Below are 11089 nucleotides of genomic sequence, written 5' to 3'. Positions count from 1 at the left end.
CCCTCAGCACAGTCGCGGGAGTTCGGCGCCCCGCAGCTCCTCGACCACGGACTCGCGGCCGTCCGCGTCCCGCATCACCACCTCGGTGCCGACCCGGTCGGTGACCACGCCCACGGTGACCGCGTGCGTCCCGTACGGATGAGCGGTCAGGGCGGCCAGCACGTCCTGCTCGGCGGCCGGGTCGACGATCAGGGCGACGCAGCCCTCGTTGGCGCAGTGGATCGGGTTGATGCCGAGCATGTCGGCGGCCATCGCGGTCTCGGGTTGGATCGGCAGTGCCGGTGCGTCGAAGGCGATGACCCGGCCGACGCGCTCGGCGTACTCGTGCAGTACGGCCGAGAGGCCGCCCCGGGTGACGTCGCGGATGGAGCGGACGACGCCCGGTGCGGTCTTGGCGAAGACCCCGTCGAGCATGTTGTTGAGCGGCGCGCAGTCGCTGCTCACCCGGGCCTCGAAGCCCAGCCCCTCGCGGATGGAGAGCAGGTGGATGGTGTGGTTGCCGAGCTGCCCGCTGAGGATGACCAGGTCGCCGGGGCGTACGTCGGACATCCGCAGGGGTTCGCGGGAGAAGACGCCGACACCCGCGGTGTTCAGGTAGATCTGGTCGGCCTCGCCGGCCCGGACCACCTTGGTGTCGCCGCCGACGATCTGCACACCGGCCTCGCGGGCGGTCTCCCGGATCGAGGTGAGAACCTGGACCAGCCGGGCGATCGGCAGCCCGGTCTCCAGGATCATCCCCAGGGTCAGGTAACGCGGGGTCGCGCCGGAGACGGCGAGGTCGTTGACCGTACCGCAGACGGCGATCTTGCCGATGTCGCCGTTGCCGAAGAAGGGCGGGTCGACGACGAACGAGTCGGTGGTCATCGCGAGCCGGGTGCTCTCGACCGTGAGGACGGCACTGTCCTCCATGACCCCGACGTAGACGTCACCCAGCGTCTCGGTGATGAGATCCAGCAGCTCGTGGCTCAGTTGCGCGCCAGTGCCGTGGTCCAGGACGATCCGGTCACCTGGGTCGGTGCTCGCGGTCACGGGGAGGTTCCTTTCGCCGGGCGGTCGACTGGGTCAGGGGGTCTTGATCGCCTTGCGGGGAAGCTCTCCCTCGCTGTCCAGCACCCGCAGCACCTCGTCGGAGGGGACGACGGTGGCGCAGTAGCCGGCCAGCCACTCCAGTGCGCGGTCGCGATCCTCGGGCCGGGCGGAGACCACGCAGTCGGACGGGACCCACACGTTGTATCCGCGGAAGAAGGCGTCGGCGGCGGTCGTCTGCACGCAGATCTGGGTCTGCATGCCGGTGACCAGTACGGTGTCCACGCCGAGGGCCTGCAACCGGTCGTGCAGGTCGGTCTCGTAGAACCCGCTGTCCTTGTTCTTCTCCACCACGGCGTCCTCCGGGGCGAGGAACTCCTCGATGACCTGGGCACCCCGGGTGCCCCGCTGCACCGGTAGGTACCCGTCGTAGCGCTCGGCGTTCGGGTCGTCCGGGTCGTTGATCAGCTGAAGGTGGAAGACGTGGTGCCCACGGCGCCGGATGCCGTCGAGGAAGGCGGCGAAGTGCGAGGTCGCGGCGGCGACCGCGGCGACCCGCTCGGGGTTCTTCTCCACGAGTTCGTACTGGAGGTCGTTGGTGAGCACGGCGATCTTCGACATGGCGGGGCCCTAACGGGAGGTGGGAGTGGACGGGGCGAGGGACGCGCGTCAGGCGGGCACGGACTCGGGCGTGTGCAGCCAGCTACCGGTCAGGCGGAAGTGCTCTTCGAGCTCGACCCGGCTGGCGTACATGAAGTGCCCGGTCACGGGTTCGCCGTTCTTGCGGGCGTAGTCGGGGAGCCGGCCGTACTCCTGGAAGCCCAGGCGGTGCCAGAGCTGCTTCGGGCCGTCGTCGCGGACTTCGAGTGTGATGACGTCGCAGCCCATCTCGGCCATCCGGCGAACGGCCTGCCCGAACCCCTCCAGCAGCAACTGCCCCCGGTGGGACGGTTTGATCACGCATCGACGCAGGTCCACCACGTGCCGCCGAGCGGGCAGCGGAGCACGGGCGAGGGTGAGCATGCCGACGATCTCACCGTCGTCGGTCCGTACGGCGAGCAGTTCGAGGGCGCCCCGGCGCAGGTCGGCGTCGAAGGCGCGCATGAGCGCGAGCCCGTCCTCGTCGTTCAGCGGCTCGGTGAAGCCCAGCGTCATCTCCTTGAGCGCCACCTCGTTCATCAGGCCGATCATCTCGCGCATGTCCTTTAGCGACAGCTCGGTTGGCCAGTCGTACTTCATAGACAACCTCCGAAAAAACGCGTACGGCAGTTGCACTGCGGGGCACGCGGGCAGGCGGCCCCGCAGCGGGCGGAGCCGCTTCGGGGTCGGTCAGATCGGCGAGGGTCGGGTGACCAGGTTGGTGCCGAGCGCCGCAGGGGGAACGGATCGCGTCGATCTCCTGGTCGGTCATGCCGACACGATGTGTCGCTCGTGCAGTTCGCGATGTGTCGCTCGTGCAGTTCGCGATCGAACCGGTGCTCTTGCTGCATTCCTTCGGCACCCTTGTCCCGGTCGCGGAAACCCCGTTTCGAATTTGAGCAGCAAATCATCGACGCGCTTGCGGAACTTTGGTCATCGGAGGGGCATAAGTGCCATAAGACCAACTACGAGGCATTTCTCCCCCAGCCAAGGTCGGCGAGGCGACGAACGCCCGTCGCACCGAGGTTGACCATCGCCGAAGAACACGCCACGTGATGCATGATCAACTTACCCCAGTCATAGACGCTAGCGGATCGCTAAGGCGAGAATATGATCGCCCGGCGGCAGCGAGACAGGCTAGGCAAACAGAGGGCGCATGTTTTTGCTGGCGGAAACATGAGGGGGAGCGACCATGACAAACCAGACTGAATCTCTACCTGCCGTACCGCAACTTGATAAAGATGCCCGTCTTGTCTACATAGATGCCCTGACTCGGCACCAAACCGACCAAATGACAGCATCGACAAGTCTGTCGATGGCGCCGGAAAAAATGGTTGCCGCCATTAACCGGCTGGTAAGAATTGGTCTCCTCCAACCGCACGAAACGGACCCCACCCACTTCAGCCCCATCTCACCCGATATAGCCCGAGCACGCGTCCTGAGCCCCCTGCAACGCCAGATCAACACCGTTCAGGATTCGGTCAGCCAGTTGCGCGGCGAACTGGACGCCCTGACCGAGGCGTACGAGCACAGCCTCCACCAGCGCCGCAGTCGGTACCAGACCCAGACGGTGCCCGACCTCACCCAGGTACGCGAGCTGATAAGCGGCTTCGCCGCCGAGGCGGAGGAGGAGGTCCTCACCTCGCAACCCGGTGGCGCCCGCCCCGAGGAGGTGCTCGCCGAGAGCCTCAGCCGAACCGACAACCTGCTCCGACGCGGCGTACGGATGCACACGCTGTACCAGCACACGGCCAGGTTCAGCCCGCCGACGGTCGCCTACGTCGAACACGTGACGGCGCTCGGCGGCGAGGTACGGACCACCGCCGACGGCTTCGCCCGCTGCCTGCTCTTCGACCGCCGGGTAGCCGTGATCGGCCTGCCGGGATCGCTGGACGGCGCCAGCGTCGTACGCGATCCCAGCTTCCTCACCTTCATGGTCGACAGCTTCCAGCGCTGTTGGAACGGGGCCACACCGCTGCCGACCCGGAACCACCGGCGGGACACGCTGGCCGCCGTGACCGGTGTCCGCAAGGCCATCGCCGCACTACTGATCAGCGGCCAGACCGACCACAAGATCGCCCAGCGGGTGGGGTTGTCGCTGCGTACCTGCCAGCGGCACATCGCCGACATCATGGGCAGCCTGGGCGCACAGAATCGCCTACAACTCGGCTACCTCCTCGCCAACGCCAGCCTGGACGAGGAACGTCCGATCGGAGAGCCGGCACGGATGCGCTGAACGCTCCTTCGACGCGGTACGAATCGTCCAGCAACTACCGGTACCCCTCACCGTCCTGTCCTCCGACGCCAACCGGGAAGGCACCCCCTCCAAGTCCAACCCGTACACCAACGCCTGGACCTCCGACCACGCCGGCGTCCTCACCGTCATTCGGCTCAACTGACCCCCGGGCGCCGTCACCATGGACAATCGATCAAGGACGGCTCGGGTCCGGCGACGAACCACCCCCGCATCTCGCCGGACCTGATGACCTCGACGGCGGGCTGGTCGTTGGCGCCGTCGTCACCCAGCTCGGCGGCGCGCTATGCGTCGGTTGCCCGGCAATCGGTATAGCTTCGCGCGCCTCCAGTCGGCAGCGCATCTTACTCACGCCCGAGACACTGCAAAGCTGCCCTTTTCGGCGCATCGGACCGCCCGAAGGAGGGATTGATCGGTCTTCTTTCGGGGCTTCGCGCTACACGATCGATCGGTAGCATCCGGTCATTGCCCTGCATCTCCGACTCATCAACAAGGCATTGCAGGCAGCACATGGCGCCTTTTACCCCATTTACAAGGAGGAGTTCGCCTGATGGAGTTCGATGAACGGGTCGCCGCGCTCGCCACGAAGGTCCGGAATCAGCGGGACGCGATTCAGACGGAAGAAGCTGCCAAGAATGCTTTCGTCATGCCGTTCATCTCGATGATCCTCGGCTACGACGTCTTCGATCCCCTGGAGGTCATCCCGGAGTTCACCGCCGACGTCGGGACCAAAAAGGGCGAGAAGGTCGACTACGCGATCATGCATGCCGGCGAGGTGCAGATCCTCATCGAATGCAAGCAGCCGCGCGACTCCCTGAAAATTGAACACGCGACTCAGCTTTATCGATACTTCTCGGTTACGAATGCACGGATCGCTGTCCTCACCAACGGACAGGTCTACCATTTCTACACCGATCTCGACGCCCCCAACAAGATGGATGCCAAGCCGTTCCTCGTGCTGGACTTGGAAGACATCGACGACACCCTGCTGCCGGAACTACGTAAGCTCACAAAGGAAGTATTCGATCTCGACTCCATCATCAACGCGGCCGAAGAGTTGAAGTATCTCGGTCAGATCAAGCGTTTGATGGCGGCGCAGTTCAAGGAGCCCGAGGATGAGTGGGTCAGGTTCTTCGCGACAAGAGTGTACGAGGGTTCGTTCACTCAGAAGAGGCGTGAACAGTTCAGGTCACTCGTTGCCAAGGCTGCCTCGCAGTTCGTCAGAGATCAAGTGAACGAACGCCTGAAGGGCGCACTTTACACAAGCCTTCCCAAGCAGGTCGCCGAGACGTCCGCCGAAGTGTTCGAGAGCGAAGAGGTCGCACTGAACGATGTCGCCCGTGACACAGAGGTGGAAACCACGCTTGAAGAACTGACCGGCTACCAGATCATCAAGGCGATCGCATGTAGCGAGGTCAAGCCCCAACGTATTGTGGGTCGTGACGCAAAGTCATACTTCGCAGTCATACTCGACGACAACAACCGTAAGCCCATCGCGCGGCTACATTTCAACGGAAAGGCCCGCAAGTACGTTGGCACGTTCGACGCCGACAAGACGGAGACTCGCCATCTGATCGACTCTATTGACGATATTTATCTTCACGCTGACGCAATCCGGTCTGCGGTGAAGGCTTTCATGGGCGAGGGCCACAAGAACCGTTAGAAACCTTGATGTGCCCTTTGGAACCTGCTTCAGCGCGCCGATCAGGGCGCAGGCGACGGTCAGCTCGTCAACGGGGATGCCTTGGTACTCCACCACCTCCCCGAGTTGGCGGTGACGCCCTGGTCGGCGCGGCTCGGGACGGTCTCGCCGTTGTTCTGGCGGGTACGACGACCCTAGCGACTGAGCGCGGCCACCGTCGCGGAAACCGCCGCGTCGAACACCGCCTCGTCCAGCGGCTCCGCGATGGCGGTCAACTGCACCACCACCAGGTTGTGACCGACCCGGACCAGGCCGAACAGAGTCGTACCGGTGATTTTGCTCGAATCACTGCCGAGCGAGAGGTCGTACCGTACCCGCCAGGACTCCTCGCCCACCCGAGGAGCCGGGTGGGCGCTCACGGTGAACCGCACCGGTGAGCCGCCGGGGACGGTGGCGGTGAATTGGGGGCACGCGGCGCGGGCTGTCTCGGCCTCGTCGAGAAGGATGTCGGGCACGGGTTGGGCGTACGAGGTGACAATCACGATGACGGTCGATTGCCTGATGCTGCCCGGCGACTTCCCGGTGGCAAAGCCGCGAATCTCGTCAACGCGTTCGTCGGACTCGATCCGGCGCAGATAGTCGTCCCGGGCCAACTCCCGACAGACCGCCGGCGCTACGACGGTATCGGGGTCCTCGGTTTCCCGCTCCTGCGGCTCCGGCTTCCAGAACGCCGGCAGTGCCGCACCGACGGCGCTGGCGGCGGCTCCGGCTTCCACGCCGGTGAGCAACCGGCCGGGATCCGAGCCGGTCCGCGCACCCGGCGAGGCGCTGGCGCTCGGCTCGACGGTGGTCGGTGACGGCACCGCCACGACCGCCGGTCCGGTGGTCGCCGGTGCCAATGTCGGCAGCAGCACCGGCCCACCGGGCAGGCCGATGACCGCCGCCGCCCCGACCAGGAGCACCGCCGTCACCGGAGCCACCACCGGCCACACCTGTGGTCGCGTGCCGGCCCGACGGGGTGGCCGCTCGGTCGGGCCGGCACGTTGTCCGAGCCGTCCGGCAAGAGCGGAGAGCCCGACCAGGACGGGCATCGTGAGCACCGCGAGGTAGAGCCACCAGATCACCGGCACACCGACATAGAGCCGGAACAGGGTCGCATCCCAGATATCACCGGAGAGCAGCTGGTGCACGAGCTGCGCGATGCCGGTCAGCGCCGCGACACCCGTCCCGGCCACGAGGGCCCTTCCCATGCCGTGGTCACCGCGCCCGATGGCGAGCACGACGAACGCCGCCCACCCGGCCAGGGCACAGATCCACCATCGCTGCTGGGCAAGGGAAAGGGCGGCGTCCAGCGTGGCCGGTGGGTGCCGTAGCGCCTGTGCCGATGCGAGGCTCCCACCGATCAGCACGGTCACCGCCACGACGACCAGGACGGCGCCGGTGGCGACCCGACGCCAACCGACCAGGGCCACGACCGCCGCCGGCAGGGCCAGGCCCAGCCACGGCCACGGCGCGTCGGGCAGCGCGTAGACCAGCCAGGCACGTACCGGCACCGGCCATTCCAAGACGCGGACCAGGGTCAGCAACGGCCAGAAGATCGCCGTGACGGTCGCGGAGGCCGCCAGATAGGTGAGCCCTCGCCGGAGTCGGGTGAACCGGTCCGAGCCCCGGCGGGCCGCCAACCCGGCCAGCATGGTGCAGGCGCTGACGGCGACCACGCCGGCCAGTGCGACCACGATCGCGGACCGCAGGCTGACACTCAGACTGGACGTGCCGGCCGGGAACGACGCACCGCCACCGGTCGTCCCGGTGGGAAAGAGGAAGCCGCCCACGCCAAGACCGGCAGCCGCCGCGACCACCGGGAGCCAACGCCGGGACGGCACCCCGGTGAGCGCCCTGCGATACAGCGCGGGGGTCAGCCCGAACCCGAGCAGCACACCGACCAGAGCGGCCGGCAGCGCGGAGAGATCCCGGTCAAACGCCAACGGGCCCACCGCCTGGGCCGCCGCCCCCACGACGATCGCCGTCACCGCCCCGGTCACCGCGGCCTGCATCGGGCCACCAGTCGACACCGGCTGCCCGCTACGGAGCGCGGCGGCCCGCCGCTGCGGCGTCGGGTGCTGGGCGAACAGCCGGCGCAGTCGCCCGGAGCGGTGCGGTCGGGTCGCGGCGGCGTCCAGCAGCCGGACCAGCGCGGTCGGGTCACCGGTCCGGTTGACCTGCTGATCCGCCTCGTGTTCGCGCAGTCGCAGCACCAGCGCCCGCAGCAGGGCGCTCAGCAACACCAGCACCAGCGCCCGACCGACCGTGACGACCGGAATCTCGGTGAGCCCCTCCCTATGGATCCAGGAAGCACTGACCACCACCACCGCCGGTACGACCAGCCACAGCAGACCACGCACGGCGGAGACCCATCGGACATCCCGGCCCTGCACGTGCGCCAGCTCGTGCTGGACGACCGGGTCGAACCGCGCCGGATCCCGGTGACCCACCGCCACCGCGGCGGGCAGCACCACGAGTGGCCGGCCGCCGGGCCGGACGGTGGTGAACGCCTGCCGCACCGACGGTCCCGCCACGAACAGCCTGGGCCGGTGCCGACCGTGCAGCCCCTGCCGGTCGCAGAGCTCGGCAAACCGCTGCTCGGCACCGGCGATGGTGCCCGGAAGTCGGTGGCGACTCAGCCGCCAGTGATCGACCGCCGGGGTCAGCGCGACGATCAGGACGAGCCCGACCATCAGCAGGACGCCGCCGGTGAGCATCACCAACCCGCGCACCCGAGCCGGGTCGGACATGCAGGTCAGGAACTGCATGGTCCGGGTGGCATCGAACTCGGCGGGAATGGTCGGGTCGACGTCATACATACGGGAACACCGGACCATCGCCTGCGCGTGGGGCTGCACCAGTGGACCGTGACTATGGAAGAACATGGTGCCCAGCGCGACGCCGACGCCACCCACCACCCCGACGACCTGGAGGTAGAGCCAGAGCAGTGGGGAGGGCGGTCCGTCCGGTCTTCGGGTCGCCGGAACAGCCGGCGGCGGCCCGTCGGTGCGGGTCACTCCGGTGCGGACGAGCGGACGTGCAGGGCGCCCACCGCCGCGTCGGCCAGCACGGCCGCCTGTTCCTCGGTGAGCCCGAGGGTGACCCCGTGGCGCCGGCACGCCTCGCGCAGAGCCTGTGCCTGCGCATCGGTCAGAGCCAGGCGGTCCCCGTCGATGACCGGCTGGGGCGCATCGCCGCCCGGTTGGAGCGTATCGCCGCCCGACTCGACCTCTGCCGGTGCCGTCGACCGACGTGGCCGGCGCCTGCTGCGCCACCAACCGGCACCGGCCGCGGTCGCGCCGGCCGCGAGAATCTCGCCCAGACCCGACGTGACGGCTTGCAGGGCGATCTCGCTGACCAGGACCGCGTCGATGCCGAACCCGATCGACCCGCCGGGTGCCGGTCGGCCCCGCAGCGACGACCCGTCCCGCCGCCACGCCTCGGCGACCGGGGCGAAGACCGCCAGTTCCTCGGGGGCGAGCCGGGCCACCCCGGCACGGGCGGCGGCCTCGATGAGGCCCGGCAACTGTGTGTACGTGTCGGCCATGCCCACCCTCCACTGAGTAGGCATCAGAATACGTATTGTTCGCCAGCCTCATCGGTCATGAAAGTGACCGACGGCGCACGCTCAGGATCATCGTGCGGCTCGGCCTGCTCGACTGGAAGGTCGAATAGGCCGAAGAGCCAAGCCGGCGGACGCGAGGCGAGACTCGACGGAGTCACGTCCAAGGTTCTTCAGGTGTGTTGAGGCGGCTATGGGGACGAATGATCGTCCTTCGGTATCCCCTGACCCCGAATGACGAAACGCGTCCCCTCTGAGGCGAGGGAACGCGCAAGTCAATCGTGGTGCGCCGCCAGGGACTCGAACCCCGAACCCGCGGATTAAGAGTCCGCTGCTCTGCCAGTTGAGCTAGCGGCGCTCTCTGACAACGGGGGAAACCCTAGCACGCACCCGCGAGCGGACTCCAATCAGATGGCCGGCGCCACCCGTACGGGCGGCGGAGGCGGCAAAGCGGCTCAAACTCCCGCGCCCTTCACCGCCGGGGCACCGAACCTTGGTGCGGATGGTGCACGATGTGCCGCAGGATGCGACCGAACGGGGTGGGGATGGGCAACGTCACGCGGGGCTGGGCGACGATCGCGGCCCTGGTCATGGTCATGCCATTGGCCTTGACGGGGTGCGGCGACGGCGGGAAACCGCAGTTCGTGGGCTCCACCGGGCAGCCCCCCACCAGCGCTGCGGCACCGGCCGAACCGGTTGCGCTCGCGATCACCCCGGCGGCCGGGGCGGCCAAGCAGCCGGTGAGCACCGAGATCGGCACCACGGTCACCGGCGGGAAGGTCACCGACGTGACGCTGACCACCGACGGGGCGAAGGTTGCCGGCAGCCTGCGTGAGGATGGCTCCTCCTGGGTGCCGGCCAGCCCGCTGAAGTACAGCAAGAAGTACGACGCCACGGTGACCGCCACCGGCACGTCGGGCGAGGTGCAGACGAAGACCACCTCCTTCACCACGATGGCCAAGCCGGGTTCGCAGATCGGTTCCGGGCTGTACCTGTTCGACGACATGATCTACGGCGTGGCGATGCCGGTGGTGGTGGAGTTCTCTCCCGGCATTCCGAAGAAGGACCGGGCGGCGGTGCAGCGGCGGATGTTCGTCGACACCGCGCCGGCGCAGCCGGGTGCCTGGCACTGGGTGGACAACGGCACCCAGGCGTACTACCGGGCGCCCGAGTATTGGCAGCCGGAGACGAAGCTGACCGTACGGATCGCGCTGGAGGGAATCCCGCTGAGCAACGGCCGGTACGGCAACGTCGACCGGAAGGCCAGCGTCAAGATCGGCAATCGGTTCGAGATGAAGGTCGACAACGCGACCAAGCAGATGACGGTCTTCGAGAACGGCAACCTGGTCCGGACGATGCCGGTCAGCCTGGGGAAGAAGAGCACCCCGTCGTCCAGCGGGACGATGGTGGTGATGGAGAAGAAGGAAACCACCGTCTTCGACACCAGTGACGACCCGAACCCGGCGAACCGCTACGTGACCGACATCGACTTCGCCCAGCGTCTCACCTGGGGTGGCGAGTACATCCACGCCGCGCCCTGGTCGGTGGCCCAGCAGGGGCGTACGAACGTGTCGCACGGCTGTGTGAATCTTTCCACCCCGAACGCGCGGTGGCTGTTCGAGAAGACGAAGACCGGCGACCCGGTGACGGTGCAGGGCACCGAGCGCAAGCTCGCCGACGGCAACGGCTGGACCGCGTGGAACATGAGCTGGGCCGAGTTCGTCAAGGGCAGCGCGCTGCCCGTACCGGATCTGCCTGCCGCCGGGGGCACGTCGGCCGGGCCGACGGCCGAGGCCACCCCCGGCGCCACGCCCGGTCCGTGACCGGCTCCCGTTAGGGTCCGCGCCCATCGGCGGCCCACCCAGGACGAACCGGGCAATATACCGACAACTCGCCCCGCTCGCCTGCGTTTCTCGCCACCTGG

General features: G+C 67.7%; 9 protein-coding genes and 1 tRNA gene. 3 read left to right on the top strand and 7 right to left on the bottom strand.

Features of this window, described 5'->3' with window-relative positions; all coding sequences use genetic code 11:
• Positions 1-3 precede the first annotated feature (3 nt).
• Genes hypE through OG792_RS05625 form a run of 3 tightly spaced genes read right to left on the bottom strand, consistent with a single transcriptional unit; the run spans position 4 to position 2265 of the window.
• On the bottom strand, positions 4-1029 hold the full coding sequence (gene hypE / locus OG792_RS05635; RefSeq protein ID WP_329107985.1) for a hydrogenase expression/formation protein HypE: 1026 nt from the start codon (positions 1027-1029) through the stop codon (positions 4-6).
• A gap of 33 nt (positions 1030-1062) precedes the next feature.
• The gene (locus OG792_RS05630) at positions 1063-1647 is read right to left on the bottom strand and encodes a cysteine hydrolase family protein (protein ID WP_329107984.1); all 585 of its coding nucleotides are present in this window, start codon (positions 1645-1647) and stop codon (positions 1063-1065) included.
• Positions 1648-1695: 48 nt separating this feature from the next.
• The gene (locus OG792_RS05625; RefSeq protein WP_329107982.1) at positions 1696-2265 is read right to left on the bottom strand and encodes a GNAT family N-acetyltransferase; all 570 of its coding nucleotides are present in this window, start codon (positions 2263-2265) and stop codon (positions 1696-1698) included.
• An 889-nt stretch (positions 2266-3154) separates the two neighbouring features.
• Between OG792_RS05625 and OG792_RS05620 the strand changes: the two genes are divergently transcribed.
• Positions 3155-3901 (top strand): hypothetical protein, encoded by a 747-nt coding sequence (locus OG792_RS05620; protein ID WP_329107980.1) that lies wholly within the window; start codon positions 3155-3157, stop codon positions 3899-3901.
• Between the two features lie 568 nt (positions 3902-4469).
• A complete protein-coding gene (locus tag OG792_RS05615; protein WP_329107978.1) occupies positions 4470-5582 on the top strand; it encodes a type I restriction endonuclease in 1113 nt (370 codons plus the stop codon).
• Between the two features lie 173 nt (positions 5583-5755).
• Here the strand turns inward: OG792_RS05615 and OG792_RS05610 are convergent, their stop codons facing one another.
• The 4 genes from OG792_RS05610 to OG792_RS05595 all read right to left on the bottom strand — a co-directional run bounded on the left by OG792_RS05610 (position 5756) and on the right by OG792_RS05595 (position 9934).
• A complete protein-coding gene (locus OG792_RS05610; RefSeq protein ID WP_329107976.1) occupies positions 5756-8620 on the bottom strand; it encodes a M48 family metalloprotease in 2865 nt (954 codons plus the stop codon).
• Positions 8617-9150 (bottom strand): hypothetical protein, encoded by a 534-nt coding sequence (locus tag OG792_RS05605; RefSeq protein WP_329107975.1) that lies wholly within the window; start codon positions 9148-9150, stop codon positions 8617-8619. Before OG792_RS05605 ends, OG792_RS05610 begins: the two co-directional genes overlap by 4 nt.
• A 297-nt stretch (positions 9151-9447) precedes the next feature.
• Positions 9448-9523: transfer RNA gene (locus OG792_RS05600), tRNA-Lys, on the bottom strand.
• 114 nt (positions 9524-9637) lie between these two features.
• Positions 9638-9934 carry a hypothetical protein gene (locus OG792_RS05595; protein ID WP_329107973.1) on the bottom strand — a complete coding sequence of 99 codons (297 nt, stop codon included), beginning with the start codon at positions 9932-9934 and terminating at the stop codon, positions 9638-9640.
• Between OG792_RS05595 and OG792_RS05590 the strand changes: the two genes are divergently transcribed.
• On the top strand, positions 9906-10988 hold the full coding sequence (locus OG792_RS05590) for a L,D-transpeptidase (RefSeq protein ID WP_329107971.1): 1083 nt from the start codon (positions 9906-9908) through the stop codon (positions 10986-10988). The two genes, OG792_RS05595 and OG792_RS05590, sit on opposite strands and share 29 nt — an antisense overlap.
• Positions 10989-11089 lie beyond the last annotated feature (101 nt).

It is taken from the genome of Micromonospora sp. NBC_01699 (genome assembly GCF_036250065.1).
Taxonomy (GTDB): Bacteria; Actinomycetota; Actinomycetes; order Mycobacteriales; family Micromonosporaceae; genus Micromonospora_G.
The sequence above is the reverse complement of the archived record's forward strand: the minus strand, read 5'-3'. Positions and strand labels throughout refer to the sequence as shown.

What these genes read in the sequence shown, in the direction of transcription:
- OG792_RS05615 (WP_329107978.1), top strand. Translation starts at nt 4,470, where the DNA reads ATGGAGTTCGATGAACGGGTCGCCGCGCTCGCCACGAAGGTCCGGAAT.
- OG792_RS05605 (WP_329107975.1), bottom strand. Translation starts at nt 9,150, where the DNA reads ATGGCCGACACGTACACACAGTTGCCGGGCCTCATCGAGGCCGCCGCC.
- OG792_RS05630 (WP_329107984.1), bottom strand. Translation starts at nt 1,647, where the DNA reads ATGTCGAAGATCGCCGTGCTCACCAACGACCTCCAGTACGAACTCGTG.
- OG792_RS05625 (WP_329107982.1), bottom strand. Translation starts at nt 2,265, where the DNA reads ATGAAGTACGACTGGCCAACCGAGCTGTCGCTAAAGGACATGCGCGAG.